This window comes from Kitasatospora sp. NPDC097691, from assembly GCF_040302665.1.
Taxonomy (GTDB): Bacteria; Actinomycetota; Actinomycetes; order Streptomycetales; family Streptomycetaceae; genus Kitasatospora.
Genome location: NZ_JBEORY010000021.1, coordinates 71,008 through 88,224, shown reverse-complemented (window position 1 = coordinate 88,224; position 17,217 = coordinate 71,008). Strand labels below are relative to the sequence as shown.

The window sequence follows — 17,217 nt, the reverse complement described above, 5'->3', positions numbered from 1 at the left end:
TTGTGTAAGGAGTGGTCTTCCACTCCTGGAAGGGGTGTTCTCCACAATGCTGAGTGTAGATCTCCACTTTGCTCTGTGCAAGTATCCGCTCGGGTGGAGATGGGGCGATGTGGGGACGGCCTGGTCGCCCTGGGGTTGCCGGGGCGCGACCAGGCTTGGACCATGGAGGGCATGACGCACAAACTTCGCGCGGAGTACGGCCCGCAGGGGGCGGCCGGCGGAGTCAAGTCCTGGCACGTGGTGCGGGACGAGGACCTGTCGACGGCGCTCTGTGGCCGGACCATGCCTGACGACGCAGAGACGCGGCCCGAGCAGGAGTGGGGCACCGGGTTGCGCTGCTGCCAGCAGTGCGGCTCGCTCTACATGCACGAGACGCCGCACATGCAGGGGAGCCATCCCTACAGCTAGGCCGTGGCCGAGCTCTGGAGGTCGCCATGAAGCTGCAAGACGAACTGCCCGTCGACCACAAGCTCGTCACGGTCTGGCGGATCGGGGCGGGGCTCGGGGGGGTCTTCCTGATCGTGTTCGGGGCCCTGGGGGTCGCCGACCACCCGGGGTTCCTCGACACGCGGGGCGATCAGGTCGTGGGGCTGTCGACCAACGGCGCGCTGGCCGTCCTGTCCATCGTGGCGGGCGCGATCCTGGTGGTGGGGGCGGTGATCGGCGGGAACTTCGCCGCGAACCTGAACATGGTGGTGGGCGTGCTGTTCGTGCTGTCCGGCTTCTACGGCCTGACGGTGCTGGGGCGCCCGGACGCCAACATCCTCAACTTCCGGATGTCGAACGTGCTGTTCGCGTTCGTCTTCGGGGTCGTGCTGACGACCTTCGGGATGTACGGACGGGTGAGCAGCCACCTGCCGCACGACAACCCGTACTGGCGTCAGCGCGCCGAGCGCGAGGTGCCGATGCCGTCCGGCCCGAAGACCTTCGTCAAGGTCATGAACCCGAACCCGGGCCCCACCCACCCGGTCGGCCACTGATCCGGGAGAGGTGCCTATGCTCGGCGGCATGAGTGACATCGTCGAGCTCGATCCCGAAGACAAGAAGATCATCACCCTGGCCCGCTCGGCCCGCGCCCGCAACGGCGTCCCCGAGGGGGCCGCGGTGCGTGACGAGACCGGCCGCACCTACGTGGCCGGGACGGTCGCCCTGGAGTCGCTGCGGCTGAGCGCGCTGCAGACGGCGGTGGCGATGGCGGTGGCCAGCGGTGCCAGGTCGCTGGAGGCGGCGGCCGTGGTGAGCGAGGCGGAGCAGCCGGCCGAGTCCGATCTGGCGGCCGTGCGGGACCTGGGCGGGGCCGGGACGCCGGTGCTGCTGGCCGGTCCGGACGGCGTGCTGCGGGTGGCGGCCGAGGCGCGCTGAGGGGCGCCGGGGGCGCGGGAGGCTTCGGGTCGGTCGGCCGTTCTCGGTTTCGGTGGCCCGGCGCGGTTGCCCCCATGGTTTCTGCAGATAATCTCACCGGGGGAGTGGACTCGGTGAGGGGGCTGGGGCATGGGGGCGGTGGCGTTCTTCGCCGGGCTGCTGCTGTTCGTGATGGGGCTGGGGAAGTGGCAGGAGAGCGGTTCGCCGGCCTGGCTGTTCGGCTCGCTGGGCTTCCTGTTGGTGCTGGTGGTGGTCTCGCTGATCCCCGCGAACGGCAAGGGCGGGAAGAAGGGCTGACCCCCTCGGGGTGACCCCGGACGGCGGGGCTCCGGTGATCAGGGAGAATGGAGCCCATGAATGCCCCTTCCTCCTCGTACCGCTCCGGGTTCGCGTGCTTCGTCGGCCGGCCCAACGCGGGCAAGTCGACCCTGACCAACGCCCTGGTGGGGACGAAGGTCGCGATCACCTCCGACCGCCCGCAGACCACCCGGCACACCGTGCGCGGGATCGTGCACCGCCCCGACGCCCAGCTCGTGCTGGTCGACACCCCCGGTCTGCACAAGCCGCGCACGCTGCTCGGCGAGCGCCTCAACGACCTGGTCCGCACCACCTGGGCCGAGGTCGACGTGATCGGCTTCTGCCTGCCCGCCGACCAGAAGATCGGCCCCGGCGACAAGTTCATCGCCAAGGAGATCGCCGGGATCAAGAAGACCCCGAAGGTCGCCATCGTCACCAAGACCGACCTGGTCGACTCCAAGCGCCTGGCCGAGCAGCTGATCGCCATCCACCAGCTCGGCATCGAGCTGGGCTTCGAGTGGGCCGAGATCATCCCGGTCTCCGCGGTCGGCGACAAGCAGGTGGAGCTGGTCGCCGACCTGCTCACCAAGCTGCTGCCGGAGGGCGACCAGCTCTACCCGGACGGCGACCTCACCGACGAGCCCGAGCAGATCATGGTCGCCGAGCTGATCCGCGAGGCCGCGCTGGAAGGCGTGCGGGACGAGCTGCCGCACTCGCTGGCCGTCGTGGTCGAGGAGATGCTCCCGCGCGAGGGCCGCCCGGCGGACCGTCCGCTGCTGGACATCCACGCCAACGTCTACATCGAGCGGCAGAGCCAGAAGGCGATCGTGATCGGCGCCAAGGGCTCGCGGCTCAAGCACGTCGGCACCACCGCCCGCAAGCACATCGAGGCGCTGCTCGGCACGCCGGTCTACCTCGACCTGCACGTCAAGGTCGCCAAGGACTGGCAGCGCGACCCGAAGCAGCTGCGCAAGCTCGGCTTCTGACCGGGGAGTTCGAGCCGCGGGGACACCCGGGGCCCGTCCGGACGCCGTGGCGTCCGGGCGGGCCCTCGTCGTGTCCGGCCGGGCGCGGCGTCAGCGGGGCTGCGGCGCGGGGGAGTTGCGCACCCGGGAGCCGGGGGGAAGTGCTACGCGCCCTCGCGCAGCACCAGCGACACCAGCTCCCGCTGGGAGTCGGTGAGCTTCGGGTCGGCGCAGTACACCGTCCGGCCGTCGACGGTGATCTCGTAGTGGAAACCGTCCGGCACCCCGTACGAGGGGGCGCGCAGCCCGCCCGCGACGGCCTCGCGGGCGAGGGCGTGGACGTGCGGGGCGTCCGTGCGCTCGGCGGTGTCGAGCTCCGCGTGGCGGACGATTCCGGCGAAGCCGCCGGTCCGGGTCACCTGGATACGCATGGTGTCCATGGTGCTACGCAGGGAAGGCTTTTGCGGCGCTTTTCCCGGACCGTGACCTTAAGCGCACCTCAACCCGGTCTCAACCACTCTCGTGTCGTCCGACGACCTCCGCCCGCCCCGCCCGGAACCTGCCCGCCCGGCCCGGAAACCCGCCCGCCCGGGTCACCCCGGGCTGACCCCGACCTGCGCCCACGAGGCCGTGACGGTGTCCGCGATCGAGGACTGGTCGGGGTAGCGGGCCTTGGCGGCGGCCACGGTGGCCCGGGCGAAGGCGGTGAAGTCGGCGTCGGCGGGCAGCGTGCGCCCGGTCAGCGCGTCGTACCAGATCCGCCCGGCGCGCTCCCAGGCCGAGCCGCCGAGGGCGGTGGCCAGCAGGTAGAACGCGTGGTTGGGGATGCCGGAGTTGATGTGCACGCCGCCGTTGTCCTCGGCGGTCTCCAGGTAGTCCCGCATGTGCGCGGGCTGCGGGTCCTTGCCGAGCCTGGGGTCGTCGTAGGCGGTGCCGGGCGCCTTCATCGAGCGCAGCGCGACGCCCTGGACGCCGGGGGCCAGCAGCCCGGCGCCGATCAGCCAGTCGGCGTCGGCGGCGCTCTGGCGCAGCGCGTACTGCTTGACCAGCGAGCCGAAGACGTCGGAGACCGACTCGTTGAGCGCGCCGGGCTGGTCCTGGTAGTCCAGTCCGGCGGTGAACTGGGTGACGCCGTGGGTGAGTTCGTGGCCGATGACGTCGATGCAGGCGGTGAAGTCGCCGAAGATCTCGCCGTCGCCGTCGCCGAAGACCATCTGGTGGCCGTTCCAGAAGGCGTTGTCGTAGTTGCGGGCGTAGTGGACGCTGGCGTCCAGCCGCAGGTTGTGGTCGTCGATGGAGTGCCGGCCGAAGGCGTCGGCGTAGAGCGCGAAGGTGGCGCCGAGGCCGTCGTAGGCGTGGTTGACGGAGGCGTCGGAGGCCGCCGCCTGGCCCTCGGTGCGCGCGGTGCGGCCGGGCAGCCGCTGGCCGTGGGCGGCGTCGGAGATCACCCGGTTGAGGCCGGGGGCGCCGGCGGTGGGCCGGGGCGGGGAGAGCCGGGCCGCACGGTGTGCGGCGTCGAGCGCGAGGGAGTGGACGGCGGCTTCGTGACCGGCCTCGGCGAGGCGGTCGAGGACGTACGGCGGGACGATCGTGCAGATCGGTACTGCTGCAGTCATGTGGCCCAGGGTGAGGCTTGTATGACCTGTTGTCACCACCCTTGACATGACCAGTCGGCGTCTCAAGGAGTGGAACGGAAGCCCGGATCACTTCGGGGGCGCGCGGCGCTGGGTTACGCTGGGGCTCATCATGCGCAACGGGCTGCTTCTTCTTAGCTGCCGCGTCGAGGGCCTGTAGTCCACTGGGGCCGGCTCCCTCGCCGCGGGGAACGAGCTGTGCGCAATCGGCGATCCGACGGTGGGTCGCGAGCGGCAGCAGAGGCCGGCCAGTCGGTGTTGATCCCTCCCGACCCGCCCGCACCACGCATCCACAGGAAGCCGAGAGTCACCTCCATGACCGAGCAGACCTCCGCCGCGTCCATCCCTGCCGCTCGCGCCTTCGTCGACCGGCCCACCCCGATCACCGCCGCCTCGGTGCGCCAGCAGCCGTCCGGCATGCGGTACGGGCGCTACCTGCCGTTCGGCACCGTGGACCTGCCGGACCGCACCTGGCCGGATGCCGTGATCACCAAGGCGCCGCGCTGGCTCTCGACCGACCTGCGGGACGGCAACCAGGCGCTGATCGACCCGATGTCCCCGGCCCGCAAGCGCAAGATGTTCGACCTGCTGGTCGCGATGGGCTACAAGGAGATCGAGGTCGGCTTCCCCTCCTCCGGTGCCACCGACCACGCCTTCGTACGGTCGCTGATCGAGGAGGGGGCGATCCCGGAGGACGTCACCATCTCGGTGCTGACGCAGGCCCGCGAGGAGCTGATCGAGAAGACCGTCGAGTCGCTGGTCGGTGCGCCGCGCGCGACCGTCCACCTGTACAACGCGACCGCGCCGCTGTTCCGCCGGGTGGTGTTCCGCAACGACAAGGCGGCCACCAAGGCGATCGCCACCGACGGCACCCGGCTGGTGATGGAGTACGCGGAGAAGCTGCTGGGCGAGGACACCGTCTTCGGCTTCCAGTACTCGCCGGAGATCTTCGTCGACACCGAGCTGGACTTCGCGCTGGAGGTCTGCGAGGCGGTCATGGACGTCTGGCAGCCGGGCGAGGGCCGCGAGATCATCCTGAACCTGCCGGCCACCATCGAGCGGGCCACCCCGAACGTCCAGGCCGACCAGTTCGAGTGGATGTCGCGCAACCTGTCACGCCGGGAGTTCGTCTGCCTGTCGGTGCACCCGCACAACGACCGCGGCACCGCCGTCGCCTCCGCCGAGCTGGCCTACATGGCGGGTGCCGACCGCATCGAGGGCTGCCTGTTCGGGCAGGGCGAGCGGACCGGCAACGTCGACCTGGTGACGCTGGGGATGAACCTGTTCTCGCAGGGCATCGACCCGCAGATCGACTTCTCCGACATCGACGAGGTGCGCCGCACCGCCGAGTACTGCAACCAGATGGAGGTGCACCCGCGCCACCCGTACGCCGGCGACCTGGTGTACACCTCCTTCTCGGGCTCGCACCAGGACGCCATCAAGAAGGGCTTCGACGCCCTGGAGGCGGACGCGAAGGCGGCGGGCGTGCCGGTGGAGGAGCACACCTGGGGCGTGCCGTACCTGCCGATCGACCCGAAGGACGTCGGCCGCACCTACGAGGCGGTCATCCGGGTCAACAGCCAGTCCGGCAAGGGCGGTGTGGCGTACGTCCTGAAGAACGACCACAAGCTGGACCTGCCGCGCCGGATGCAGATCGAGTTCTCCCGGATCATCCAGGCCAAGACCGACGCCGAGGGCGGCGAGGTCACCCCGGCGGAGATCTGGCGGGTCTTCGAGGACGAGTACCTGCCGACCCCGGGCAACCCGTGGGGCCGGCTGTCGCTGAGCGGTTCGCGTACCCTGACCACCGAGGACGGCCGGGACGCGCTGACCGCCGAGGCGCTGGTGGACGGCGCGCCGGTGGCGCTGAGCGGTACCGGCAACGGCCCGGTGTCGGCCTTCGCCGACGCGCTGGCCCGGATCGGCTTCGACGTACGCGTCCTGGACTACGCCGAGCACGCGCTGAGCGAGGGCGGCGACGCGCAGGCCGCCGCGTACGTCGAGTGCGCGGTGGACGGCAAGGTGCTGTGGGGCGTGGGCATCGACGGCAACACGGTGCTGGCCTCGCTGAAGGCCATGATCAGCGCCGTCAACCGCTCGCAGCGCGGGTAATTCGTACGGGTGGTGTGCGAAGGGCCGTCCCCGGGGCGGCCCTTCGCCGTGTGCGCGGCCCGTTGTGGCCTGCGCCACATTTTTTGGGATCGGAAGCCGTTCGAGGTACTGACACGTGCCGGTAACCATGGCAACATCGATCCACCGGAAAGCCGGGTCGGTGGGACGGCTCGGTGTCCGGTCGCGTGACCTGCCCATCGTCGAGCAGGCCGCCTGCCATGTCTGGGGAGTGGCGCCGTGACAAGGTTGTGGGGTGTTCGCCCGCGGTGGCGGACTGACGTTCTCGGTGACTTCTTCTGCCCGGGCTGCGGCGGGGACCGCAACTACCGCCGACAGCACGGCCGGCGGTGGCTGCGGTTGCTCGGCACCCCGGTGCTCCCGCTCGGACCGGTGATCGGCAGCGTGCAGTGCACCAGCTGCCACGGCCGGTACGGCGTCGAGAGCCTGGAGCAGCCGACCTGCGTGCGCCTCGGCGCGATGCTGCGGGACGCCCAGTACACCGTCGCGCTGGCCCTGCTCGCGGCCGGCGGCACCGCCCACCGGGCGGCCCGCGAGGCGGCCTGCACGGCGGTGCGCGAAGCCGGGTTCGAGGACTGCGGCGAGGCCCAGGTGCTGGCCGCGCTCGCCGCGCTCTCGGGGCTCGGCGGCGAGCTCTACGACGCCCACGGGATGTCCGGCGGCCTGGCCGTGGAACTGCACGCCGTGCTCGAACCGCTCACCCCGCACCTCGCCCACCAGGGCCGCGAGCGGCTGCTGCTGCAGGGCGCGGCGATCGCCCTGGCCGACGGGCGCTACCTGCCGCAGGAGCGCGAGGCGCTGGCCGCGGTCGGGCGTTGCCTGGACCTGGCGCAGGCGCGGGTCGGGGCGCTGCTGGAGGCGGCGACCCGGGCGCCGTACAAGTAGTCGCTCCGGGCGCGCGGCCGGCCCGGGCGCCCGTACCCGCAGTCGACGTCCGGCACGCGGCCACCCGTGATCGGCCCGGACGCGAGCCCGGCCGGAGTCCCGTCGTCACCCCCCGTCGTCACCCCCCGTCGTCATCCCGTGAACCGCCCGCAGACCACCCGTTGACCATCTCCGGAATCCCCCACAAACGGGCCCGACCCCCTCCGGGCCCGCCGTGACCCGCACCGAAGTGGTCCTCCCCCACGGCCCCGGTGCGGGCAACACGGCTGTCCGGCGTTGTCCGCGGCTGGGGGAGAATGGTCGGCATGAGTCTTTTCCGGGACGACGGCGTCGTGTTGCGGGCGCAGAAGCTCGGCGAGGCCGATCGGATCATCACCCTGCTGACCCGCCAGCACGGCAAGGTGCGGGCGGTGGCGCGCGGGGTGCGGAAGACGAAGTCCAAGTTCGGTGCCCGTCTGGAGCCGTTCTCGCACGTGGACGTGCAGTTCTTCAGCCGGGGGAGTGAGCTGGTCGGCCGCGGGTTGCCGCTCTGCACCCAGGTGGAGACCATCGCGCCGTACGGCGGCTCGATCGTCACGGACTACGGCCGCTACACCGCCGGCACCGCGATGCTGGAGACGGCCGAGCGCTTCGCCGAGAACGAGGGCGAGCCCGCCGTCCAGCAGTACCTGCTGCTGGTGGGCGGGCTGCGCACGCTGGCGGCGGGGCTCCACGAGTCGCACCTGGTGCTGGACGCCTTCCTGCTGCGCTCGCTCGCGGTGAACGGGTACGGCGCGAGCTTCACGGACTGCGCCAAGTGCGGCCTGGAGGGGCCGAACCGTTTCTTCTCGCTCCCGGCGGGCGGGGTGCTCTGCGCGGACTGCCGAGTGCCCGGATGTGCCGTACCCTCCCCTGAGACACTGGTACTGCTCGGGGCGCTGCTGTCAGGGGACTGGCAGACGGCCGACGCCTGCGAGCCGCGGTACTGGCGGGAGGGCAGCGGCCTGGTCGCGGCCTATCTGCAGTGGCACCTGGAGCGGGGCATCCGCTCGATGAGATACGTGGAGAAGTGAGCACATGGCAGCGCGACGGCTCTTCGGCGGCGGCAAGCAGCGGGCGTACGAGCCCCCGACCCCGCACGCCACCGGTGCACAGCCCCCGAAGATCCCCGGCGAGCTGGTGCCCGAGCACGTCGCCATCGTGATGGACGGCAACGGCCGTTGGGCCAAGGAGCGCGGACTGCCCCGCACCGAGGGCCACAAGGTCGGCGAGTCCGTCGTGCTGGACGTCCTCGCGGGCGCCATCGAGCTCGGGGTCAAGAACATCTCGCTGTACGCCTTCTCCACCGAGAACTGGAAGCGCTCGCCCGACGAGGTGAAGTTCCTGATGAACTTCAACCGGGACGTCATCGCCCGCCGCCGCGACGAGATGGACAAGATGGGCGTGCGGATCCGCTGGGCCGGCCGGATGCCCAAGCTGTGGAAGAGCGTCGTCCAGGAACTGCAGGTCGCCGAGGAGCAGACCAAGGGCAACGACGCCGTGACGCTCTACATGTGCGTCAACTACGGCGGCCGGGCCGAACTGGCGGACGCGGCGCAGGCGATCGCGCGTGACGTCGCGGCCGGCAAGCTGGACCCGAAGAAGGTCAACGAGAAGACCCTCTCCAAGTACATGTACCACCCGGACATGCCGGACGTGGACCTCTTCCTGCGTCCCAGCGGCGAGCAGCGCACCTCCAACTTCCTGCTCTGGCAGTCGGCTTACGCCGAGCTCGTGTTCCAGGACGTGCTCTGGCCGGACTTCGACCGCCGTGACCTGTGGCGCGCCTGCGAGCAGTACGCGATGCGCGACCGGCGCTTCGGCGGGGCGATCCCGAACGAGCTGCCCGCGCCGCGGCCGTCCCAGCGCTGACGGCCGCCGTCCGCGGGGCTCGCGGGCGACGGCGTTCGCGGGCGACGGGGTTCGCGGTGGCGGGGTTCGCGCACGACGGAAAGGACCCACCGGGCTGATCCCGGTGGGTCCTTTCCGTCGTGTCCGCGGCAGGCCGACCTGCCCGGGCCTTCGCTCAGGCCTTCTTGGCGCACTCCGCGCAGGTGCCGAAGATCTCCAGCGTGTGCGCGATGTCGCTGAAGCCGTGCTCGACGGCGACCGAGTTGGCCCAGCGCTCCACCGCGGGGCCCTCCACCTCGACGGTGGCGCCGCAGTGCCGGCAGACCAGGTGGTGGTGGTGCCCGCTGCTGCACCGGCGGTAGACGGCCTCGCCGTCGGCGGTGCGCAGCACGTCCACCTCACCGGCGTCGGCGAGCGATTGCAGGGTGCGGTAGACCGTGGTCAGACCGACGGAGTCCCCGCGGTGCTTGAGCAGGTCGTGGAGCTCCTGCGCGCTGCGGAAATCCGCGATCTCGTCCAGGGCTGCCGAGACGGCGGCACGCTGCCGGGTCGATCGGGCGCGCGGCGACGGGCCTGCGGTGGTCACCGTGGGTCCTCCTGGGGTCGTGGGCGTCTCGCACATCATTGTGCCAGCCCCGCCCGCCCCTCCGGGGTGGTCGTGTCGGGGGAAGTCCGTTCCGGTGTCCGGGCGGGCAGTCGGACGTCGCAGACCTTCGGCCCGTGCTCGGTGTCGCCGCGGTGGCGGCGCCGGGCGAGCGGCGCGGCGAGCGCGCTGAACACCGCGAAGACCGCGATGGCGAGCAGCACGATGGCCGGTCCGGAGGGCACGTCGAGGTGGTAGGAGCCGGTGACCCCGGCCAGCGAGACCACCACGCCGAGCGCGATCGAGGCGGCCTGGGTGGCGGCGAAGGAGCGGGTGAGCTGCTGGGCGGCGACCACCGGGACCACCATCAGGGCGCTGACCAGCAGCAGTCCGACCACCCGCATGGCGACGGTGACGGTGACCGCGGCCATCACGGCCAGCAGCAGGTTGAGGGTGCGCACGGGCAGGCCGGTGACCCGGGCGAAGTCCTCGTCCTGGCAGATCGCGAACAGCTGGCGGCGCAGGCCGACGGTGACCGCGATGACCACCGCGCCGAGCACCGCGATGGCGGCCAGGTCGGCGGGGGCGACGGTGAGGATCGAGCCCCACAGGTAGCTCTCCAGTGAGCCGGCGCCGGCCTCGGCGGAGAGCGAGACGAGCAGCTTGCCGCAGGCCATGCCGCCGTAGAAGAGCATGGCGAGGGCGATGTCGCCGCGCTGGTTGCCGCGGGAGCGGACGAGTTCCATGGTGACGGCGCCGAGGACGCAGACCAGGACGGCCATCCAGACCGGGCTGGTCTGGAAGATGAATCCGAGGCCGACGCCGGTCATCGCGACGTGGCCCATGCCGTCGCCCATCAGGGCCTGGCGGCGCTGCACCAGGTAGATGCCGACGGCGGGGGCGGTGATCCCGACCAGGACGGCGGCGAGCAGGGCGCGCTGCATGAAGTCGTAGGACAGCATCTCGGTCATGCGAGCAGCCTCGGCGGGGTCAGGTCGGCGTGCGGGTGGACGTGGTCGTGGCCGGGCAGCGCGTGCAGGCCGGTGTTGGGCACGGGCGGGCCGTCGTGCGCGACGCAGCCGTCCCGCAGGACGACGGCGCGGTCGATCAGCGGCTCCAGCGGCCCGAGTTCGTGCAGCACGAGGAGGACGGCGGCGCCGCGGCCGACCTCGGCGCGCAGGGTGTCGGCGAGCACCTGCTGGCTGGCGGCGTCCACCCCGGCCATCGGCTCGTCCATGATCAGCAGGTCGGGGGAGCCGACCAGGGCGCGGGCGATCAGCACCCGCTGCTGCTGGCCGCCGGAGAGGTCGGCCACGCCGTCCCCGGCCCGCTCCAGCATGCCGACGGCGGCCAGCGCGCGGTCCACCGCCTCGCGGTCCTTGCGGCGGAACGGCAGCAGGCGGTGCTGCGGCAGCCGCCCGGTGGAGACCACCTCGCGCACGGTGGCCGGGACGCCGGAGGCGGCGGTGGTGCGCTGCGGGACGTACCCGATGCGGTGCCAGGCGCGGAAGGAGCCGTGCGGGGTGCCGAACAGCTCCAGGGTGCCGCGCTCCAGCGGGACGGAGCCGATCACGGTCTTGACGGTGGTCGACTTGCCGGAGCCGTTGGCGCCCAGCAGGGCGACGACCTCGCCGGGCCGGACGGTGAGGTCGACGCCGCGCAGCACCGGCCGGCCGCCGCGCGAGGCGACGGCGTCACGGAGGCGGACGGCCTGGGGTATCGGGTGGGTCATGGTGTTCCGTCCCGTCAGCTGGTGGCGGCAGGGGTGGTGGCGTCGGGGGTGGCGGCGTCGGGGGTGGGCGTCGCGGTGGGGGCGGTCTGGCCGGCCGGGGTGCCGAGGGCGGTCCGGAGGTTGGCCAGGTTCTGCTTCATGACGGTGAGGTAGTCGTCCTTGGAGGGGTCCTTGACGCCTTCCAGCGGGTCCAGGACGGCGGTCTTGAGGCCGAGGTCCTTGGCGACGGTGTCGGCGAGCTTGGGGCTGACCAGGGTCTCGAAGAAGATCGTGGTGACGCCGTTGTCCTTGGCGGCCTTCTGCACGGCGGCGAGGCGGGCCGGTGTGGGCTCGGACTCCGGGTCGACGCCGTTGATGGCGACCTGGGTGAGGCCGTAGTGGTCGGCGAGGTAGCCGAAGGCGGCGTGGCTGGTGACGAAGGTCCTGGTCCCGGTGGACTTCAGCCCGTCCCGGAACTCCTGGTCGAGCGCGGTGAGCTCGGTGACCAGCTCGTCGGTGTTCTTGCGGTAGTCCTCGGCGTGGGTCGGGTCGACCTTGGCGAACTCGTCGCCGACGCTCCTGGCGATCGCCGCGTAGCGGGTCGGGTCGAGCCAGATGTGCGGGTCGCCGGCCGGGCCCTCGTGCTTGTGGCCGCCGCCGGGCTCGTCCGCGCCCTCGTCGAGGTGGTGGTCGACCAGCGGGCTGGCGGCGGTGGCGTCGATCTTGTGCTTGCTGGACGACTGCGCGACGGCCTGGTCGACGGTGGGCTGCAGGCCCTTGAGGTAGAGGATCGCGTCGGCCTTCTGGACGGTGCCGACCTGCTTGGCGGTGAGTTCCAGGTCGTGCGGCTCGACGCCGGCGGCGGTGAGATCGGTGACCGCGACGTGCTCCTTGCCGATCTGCCGGGCGAGGAACTCCATCGGGTAGAAGGAGGCGACGACCTTCAGCTTGCCGTTTCCGCTGTCGGCGCTGCTGCTGCCTCCGCAGGCGGTGAGGGCGAGGGAGGCGGTGAGTGCGGTGGCGGCGATGGCTATGGAACGGCGGGCCCGTCGACGAAGCAGTCCGATCATCATGACAATCATTCTCATCTCATATGGAAATGATTGTCAACTCACTCGGACGGGTGAACGGCAGGTGACGAAGAGTGGGGGCGGCCGGACGATACCGATTTGAATCACGTACCCATATGGCCGGTAACCTGAGGTATTCGGGTACGCGCAACCAGCCGTGCCCTGACCGTGCCGTACGTACTGAAGAGAGCACTGTGGCCGCCGACAAGATCGACACGATCGTCAGCCTGAGCAAGCGCCGTGGCTTCGTCTACCCCTGCAGCGAGATCTACGGCGGCACTCGTGCCGCCTGGGACTACGGGCCGCTGGGTGTCGAGCTCAAGGAGAACATCAAGCGCCAGTGGTGGCGCGCGATGGTCCAGGCCCGCGAGGACGTCGTCGGCCTCGACTCCTCGGTGATCCTCGCCCGCGAGGTGTGGGAGGCCTCCGGCCACGTCGCCACCTTCAACGACCCGCTGACCGAGTGCCTCTCCTGCCACAAGCGCCACCGGGCCGACCACCTGGAGGAGAAGTACGAGGCCAAGCACGGCTTCCCGCCGCCGAACGGCCTCAAGGACGTCAACTGCCCCGACTGCGGCACCAAGGGCCAGTTCACCGAGCCCAAGGACTTCTCGGGCATGCTGAAGACCCACCTCGGTGTCACCGAGGAGGCCAGCGGCCTGGCGTTCCTGCGCCCCGAGACCGCCCAGGGCATCTTCACCAACTTCAAGGCCGTCCAGACCACTTCGCGCAAGAAGCCGCCGTTCGGCATCGCCCAGACCGGCAAGAGCTTCCGCAACGAGATCACCCCTGGCAACTTCATCTTCCGGACCCGCGAGTTCGAGCAGATGGAGATGGAGTTCTTCGTCAAGCCGGGCGAGGACGAGCAGTGGCACGAGTACTGGCTGCAGCAGCGCTGGGACTGGTACGTCGACCTCGGCCTGCGCACCGAGAACATGCGCTTCTTCGAGCACCCGAAGGAGAAGCTGTCCCACTACGCCAAGCGCACGGTGGACATCGAGTACCGCTTCAACTTCGGCGGCTCCGAGTTCTCCGAGCTCGAGGGCGTCGCCAACCGCACCGACTACGACCTGCGGGTGCACAGCGAGGCGTCCGGCCAGGACCTGAAGTACTTCGACCAGGAGTCCGGCGAGCGCTACTTCCCGTACGTCATCGAGCCGGCGGCCGGCCTCAACCGCGCCATGCTGGCCTTCCTGATCGACGCCTACTTCGAGGACGAGGCGCCGAACGCCAAGGGCGTCATGGAGAAGCGCGTCGGCATGCGGCTCGACCCGCGCCTGGCCCCGGTCAAGGTCGCCGTCCTGCCGCTGTCGCGCAACGCCGACCTCTCCCCGAAGGCCCGCGGCCTGGCCGCCGACCTGCGCACCGCCTGGAACGTCGAGTTCGACGACGCCGGCGCGATCGGCAAGCGCTACCGCCGCCAGGACGAGATCGGCACGCCGTTCTGCGTCACGGTCGACTTCGACACCCTCGAGGACAATGCGGTGACCGTCCGCGACCGCGACACCATGTCGCAGGAGCGCGTCTCGCTGGACCAGGTCAAGGCGTACCTCGGTGCGCGCCTGATCGGCTGCTAGAGCCGGGCCCATCGTGCGGGGAGCCCCCGTCCGCCCTGTCGGGGCGGACGGGGGCTCCTTGCCGTGTGCGGGGGCGTTGTCGGCGGTTCGGGCGGTTCCGGCGGAGCGGCCGGGCGTTACCGCCGTCCCGGCGGGGCGCTACCGCCGTCCCCAGCGGGAGCGGGGGGCCGCGGGCGGTGTGGTCGGCAGGCCGGCCGCGCGGAGGGCGGCGAGGGTGGTGCGGTGCCGGGCCTCGTCGGCGAGCAGGGCGGCCAGCAGCTGCCCGTACAGCTCCCGGCTGCCGGCGCCGTCCAACGCGGCCGCCAGGCGGACGATCTCGACGGGCGGGCGGAGCGCCGCCAGTTCGTTCAGCAGGGCCGTGGCGAGGGCGGGCGGCAGCTCGGTGGTGAGCGCGGCGAGGTCCGCGGTGGGGCGGCCGGCGGCCTGGCGCAGCAGGGTCCGGACGTCGCCCGGGCGGTCGTGCTGCTGGAGGCAGGCGGCGAGGGAGGTCAGCTCGGCGGTCGGTGCCGATCCCCACTCCCACAGGAGCGTCGCGCCGTCCGCGTTCTGCCCGGCCCGTTCCAGTGCGGAGAGGAGTCCGGGGACGGAGGCGGCGGGGTAGGACCAGAAGGCGTGGAACAGTTCGGCGGCCTCCTCGGCCAGGCCCAGTTCGCGCAGTTCGGCCAGGACGGCGACGGCGTGTTCGGGGGCGGACCGCGCCGTGCCGCGGGCGAGTCGGAGGGAGGCGCCGGCCGGACCGTACCGGGCGAGCATGCCGACCAGCAGTGCGGTGTCGGCGGGGGCGAGGCGGGCGGCTGCCTGGTCGATCAGCTCCGTGGCCTCGTCGCGGGCGCCGGACCGGTGGAGGGTGGTGATCCGCTCGGTGAGGGCGCCGATGTCGGGACGGGCGGGGGGCGGTGGGGCCTGCGGGGGTGCGGGCTCCGGTCGCCGGTGATGCTGTGGTGGTTCCTGCTGTCCTGGTTCCTGCGGCCCCTGTTCTTGCGGTACGTGTCTGAGGCGCATCTCCAACGCCTCCAACTGGTCGCTGAGTTGGCGGCACCGGGCCCCCAGTCCCTCGCGGAGGGTGCGGGCCTGGGCGAGCTGCCGCAACAGCTCGCCCTCCGGCCGTTGGCGACCCGGGGTCGCCCGGATCGCCTCGTTCAGCCGCCGCTCACGCTGACTCGCGTAGCGGCTCGCGCGGAGTAACTCGTCCAGCTCCGCGCGGAGTTCGGCGGCCTGTTGCTCGCCCTCCAGCTGCTGGCCTGCGGATTGTGCCGTCGGCCGCATGCGCATGATCGCCCCAACCTGTCCATCCAGACCCTGACTGCAGGACATCCTGGCGTCGGTATGTGGCTAGGGAGTTAAGAGCGCACGACCAGTCGTGCCCGAGTGGTGTCAAGGAGCGCGCAGAGGGCGGTCGCGGCAAGAAGTGCGCCGGTCGCGCTCCGGAGGAGGGTCGCCTCGTAGTAGGGACCCGGGACGAGGACCGCGACGACGTAGCCGGCCGCCGCGCCGGCGACGGCGGGCAGCAGCAGGCGCGCGGTGTCGCGTCGAGCGGCTGCCCCGATCACCAGGAGGCCGGCGAGCGCGGCGAGTCGGGGCGTACCGAAGGACTCCGCGTAGCGGATCGCCAGGGCCGGGACGAGGAAGAGGGCGAGGGCCCGGCCGATGGTCGCGGTGAGGGCTTCGGTGTGCGGGCCGGTCCGCGGGGCCACGGAACGCGGGGCGAGACGGGTGGCGACGAGGACCGCCGAGGCGGCTGCGGCGGGGAGGAGGTGGTCGCCGATCCGGGCGAGGTTGTAGAGCAGCGCCGTGTCGTACAGCACCAGCATCAACTGGCCGTACGCCCACAGGTCGAGTGCGAAGAGGAACGGGTTGCCGCGGGCGGGGGCGGCCGCGTCGGCGACGGGTTCGCGCCGGGCGAGCCAGACGATCAGCGGCGGGGTGACGGCGGCCGAGAGCACCCGCAGGACGAGGTCGTCCACGGTGTACGGGTTCCGCAGGTCCCACTCGACGGCGCAGAACGCCGCGGTGTACGAGACGGCGGCGAGCGGGAGCAGCGGCGAGCGGGCCAGCCGGACGTACAGGGCGCCGTCCAGTCGCCGGACGACCGACACGAACGCCAGGAGCACGAGCGGCAGTTCGAGGAAGGCCTGCACCCGCAGGACGGACGGGGCCAGCAGCTCCGGTGCGGGGAAGCGGGCGGCGAGGGCGTCGAGACGGGGGACGTCGAACCAGCCCGGAGGCAGGTAGCGGGCGATGAAGGACGCGTCCCCGCCGTGCACCCGGTTCACGTAGACGGCGACCAGGACCTGGTTGAGGAGGATCAGCGCGACGACGGCCGCCAGTGGCGCCTCCGGCCCGATCGTGCGCCCGCGGCCGGGCCGCGCCCCGGCGCGCAGCACCCTCGGCGTCACGACCAGGGCGGCGGCGGCCGAAGCCACCACCGCCCCGTCCAGCAGCGGGGCGACCGTGCTCATGCGGCCAGCCGCGCCCGCGCCTCCATCAGCGCGAAGCCCAGCAGGTTCAGCCCGCGCCACTCGGCGGGCTGCTGGGCCCGGATGTCGTCGGCCGCGAGCCCGATGCCCCAGATCCGGTCCACCGGGCTGGCCTCGACCAGCACCCGGCTGCCGGTGCCCAGCAGGTAGGCGCGCAGCGCCTCGTCCTGCCCGAACTTCGCCACGTTGCCCGCGACGACCAGCTCGAACCGCCCGGCGGCCCAGGCCTTGTCGTCGAAGCCCTCGACCAGCCGACCCAGCTTCTTCGCCTCGGCCGGCGTCCGGGCCGCCAGCACCTGCCGCTCGATGGCCTCATCCCCGAACATCCGGGCCTTGCCGGCCATCATCCAGTGCTCGGCGGAGCCGTACGTCACCCCGTCGACGGTGAACTCGCCGGGCCACCACTGGCTCAGGCACTCCTGCCGGGTGCCGCCGCCCCGGCGCGCCGTGTGCCCCCAGAACATCACCCACTTCGGGTGCACCCCGTCGGCCATCAGCGCCGTCAGCTCCTCACGGCTGCGGACGGCAGCGGGGTTCCCCACGTGCATCTCGCTCATATCGTCATAGTGACACAAAGGGGTCGTGGTGGCGAACCGTTTGGTTGCGGCGCAACCCTGGACGAGCTCAAGGCGGAGCAGTCGCTCGGCGACTTGAATC

19 protein-coding genes are annotated in these 17,217 nt (G+C 71.7%); 10 read left to right on the top strand and 9 right to left on the bottom strand.

Annotated features, from left to right (window positions below; all coding sequences use genetic code 11):
- Nucleotides 1-171: 171 nt before the first annotated feature.
- From ABTY56_RS17485 to era, 5 genes are all read left to right on the top strand, one after another.
- The gene (locus ABTY56_RS17485; protein WP_350629678.1) at nt 172-408 is read left to right on the top strand and encodes a hypothetical protein; all 237 of its coding nucleotides are present in this window, start codon (nt 172-174) and stop codon (nt 406-408) included.
- A 26-nt stretch (nt 409-434) separates the two neighbouring features.
- The gene (locus ABTY56_RS17480) at nt 435-980 is read left to right on the top strand and encodes a DUF4383 domain-containing protein (RefSeq protein ID WP_350629677.1); all 546 of its coding nucleotides are present in this window, start codon (nt 435-437) and stop codon (nt 978-980) included.
- Nucleotides 981-1,008: 28 nt separating this feature from the next.
- Nucleotides 1,009-1,362: a cytidine deaminase-like protein gene (locus tag ABTY56_RS17475; RefSeq protein WP_350629676.1), complete on the top strand. Its 354-nt coding sequence runs from the start codon at nt 1,009-1,011 to the stop codon at nt 1,360-1,362.
- A gap of 129 nt (nt 1,363-1,491) precedes the next feature.
- On the top strand, nt 1,492-1,659 hold the full coding sequence (locus ABTY56_RS17470) for a hypothetical protein (RefSeq protein ID WP_350629675.1): 168 nt from the start codon (nt 1,492-1,494) through the stop codon (nt 1,657-1,659).
- Between the two features lie 56 nt (nt 1,660-1,715).
- A complete protein-coding gene (era, locus tag ABTY56_RS17465) occupies nt 1,716-2,645 on the top strand; it encodes a GTPase Era (protein ID WP_350523910.1) in 930 nt (309 codons plus the stop codon).
- 143 nt (nt 2,646-2,788) lie between these two features.
- Here the strand turns inward: era and ABTY56_RS17460 are convergent, their stop codons facing one another.
- Entirely contained in the window at nt 2,789-3,055 is a 267-nt protein-coding gene (locus ABTY56_RS17460; protein ID WP_189918000.1) for a protealysin inhibitor emfourin, read from the bottom strand.
- A 162-nt stretch (nt 3,056-3,217) separates the two neighbouring features.
- On the bottom strand, nt 3,218-4,240 hold the full coding sequence (locus tag ABTY56_RS17455; RefSeq protein ID WP_350629674.1) for a M4 family metallopeptidase: 1,023 nt from the start codon (nt 4,238-4,240) through the stop codon (nt 3,218-3,220).
- Nucleotides 4,241-4,573: 333 nt separating this feature from the next.
- Here ABTY56_RS17455 and leuA point away from each other — a divergent pair, with 333 nt between their 5' ends.
- The 4 genes from leuA to ABTY56_RS17435 all read left to right on the top strand — a co-directional run bounded on the left by leuA (nt 4,574) and on the right by ABTY56_RS17435 (nt 9,163).
- Nucleotides 4,574-6,370, top strand: a complete 1,797-nt coding sequence (gene leuA / locus ABTY56_RS17450; protein ID WP_350629673.1) for a 2-isopropylmalate synthase — start codon at nt 4,574-4,576, stop codon at nt 6,368-6,370.
- A gap of 237 nt (nt 6,371-6,607) precedes the next feature.
- The gene (locus ABTY56_RS17445; RefSeq protein WP_350629672.1) at nt 6,608-7,273 is read left to right on the top strand and encodes a TerB family tellurite resistance protein; all 666 of its coding nucleotides are present in this window, start codon (nt 6,608-6,610) and stop codon (nt 7,271-7,273) included.
- Between the two features lie 305 nt (nt 7,274-7,578).
- The gene (recO, locus tag ABTY56_RS17440; protein ID WP_350629671.1) at nt 7,579-8,325 is read left to right on the top strand and encodes a DNA repair protein RecO; all 747 of its coding nucleotides are present in this window, start codon (nt 7,579-7,581) and stop codon (nt 8,323-8,325) included.
- A gap of 4 nt (nt 8,326-8,329) precedes the next feature.
- Complete coding sequence (locus ABTY56_RS17435; protein WP_350629670.1) at nt 8,330-9,163, top strand: isoprenyl transferase; 834 nt, start codon at nt 8,330-8,332, stop codon at nt 9,161-9,163.
- 154 nt (nt 9,164-9,317) lie between these two features.
- On the opposite strand, the gene ABTY56_RS17430 is transcribed toward ABTY56_RS17435, so the two are convergent.
- The 4 genes from ABTY56_RS17430 to ABTY56_RS17415 are packed head-to-tail and all read right to left on the bottom strand — an operon-like array spanning nt 9,318 to nt 12,509.
- The gene (locus ABTY56_RS17430) at nt 9,318-9,728 is read right to left on the bottom strand and encodes a Fur family transcriptional regulator (protein WP_350629669.1); all 411 of its coding nucleotides are present in this window, start codon (nt 9,726-9,728) and stop codon (nt 9,318-9,320) included.
- A gap of 35 nt (nt 9,729-9,763) precedes the next feature.
- Nucleotides 9,764-10,696, bottom strand: a complete 933-nt coding sequence (locus ABTY56_RS17425; protein ID WP_350629668.1) for a metal ABC transporter permease — start codon at nt 10,694-10,696, stop codon at nt 9,764-9,766.
- Nucleotides 10,693-11,457 carry a metal ABC transporter ATP-binding protein gene (locus ABTY56_RS17420; RefSeq protein WP_350523919.1) on the bottom strand — a complete coding sequence of 255 codons (765 nt, stop codon included), beginning with the start codon at nt 11,455-11,457 and terminating at the stop codon, nt 10,693-10,695. The genes ABTY56_RS17425 and ABTY56_RS17420 overlap by 4 nt, the downstream gene beginning before the upstream one ends.
- Nucleotides 11,458-11,471: 14 nt before the next feature.
- Nucleotides 11,472-12,509 (bottom strand): metal ABC transporter substrate-binding protein, encoded by a 1,038-nt coding sequence (locus ABTY56_RS17415; protein ID WP_350629667.1) that lies wholly within the window; start codon nt 12,507-12,509, stop codon nt 11,472-11,474.
- Nucleotides 12,510-12,700: 191 nt separating this feature from the next.
- On the opposite strand from ABTY56_RS17415, the gene ABTY56_RS17410 reads away from it, so the two are divergent.
- Nucleotides 12,701-14,083: a glycine--tRNA ligase gene (locus tag ABTY56_RS17410; RefSeq protein ID WP_350629666.1), complete on the top strand. Its 1,383-nt coding sequence runs from the start codon at nt 12,701-12,703 to the stop codon at nt 14,081-14,083.
- A 138-nt stretch (nt 14,084-14,221) separates the two neighbouring features.
- On the opposite strand, the gene ABTY56_RS17405 is transcribed toward ABTY56_RS17410, so the two are convergent.
- The 3 genes from ABTY56_RS17405 to ybiA form a co-directional block, all read right to left on the bottom strand.
- Nucleotides 14,222-15,355 carry a hypothetical protein gene (locus ABTY56_RS17405; RefSeq protein WP_350629665.1) on the bottom strand — a complete coding sequence of 378 codons (1,134 nt, stop codon included), beginning with the start codon at nt 15,353-15,355 and terminating at the stop codon, nt 14,222-14,224.
- 68 nt (nt 15,356-15,423) lie between these two features.
- Nucleotides 15,424-16,542 carry a hypothetical protein gene (locus tag ABTY56_RS17400; protein WP_350629664.1) on the bottom strand — a complete coding sequence of 373 codons (1,119 nt, stop codon included), beginning with the start codon at nt 16,540-16,542 and terminating at the stop codon, nt 15,424-15,426.
- Nucleotides 16,539-17,117, bottom strand: coding sequence for a riboflavin biosynthesis intermediates N-glycosidase (gene ybiA, locus ABTY56_RS17395; RefSeq protein ID WP_502893141.1), 579 nt, complete (start codon nt 17,115-17,117; stop codon nt 16,539-16,541). The genes ABTY56_RS17400 and ybiA overlap by 4 nt, the downstream gene beginning before the upstream one ends.
- Between the last annotated feature and the right edge of the window lie 100 nt (nt 17,118-17,217).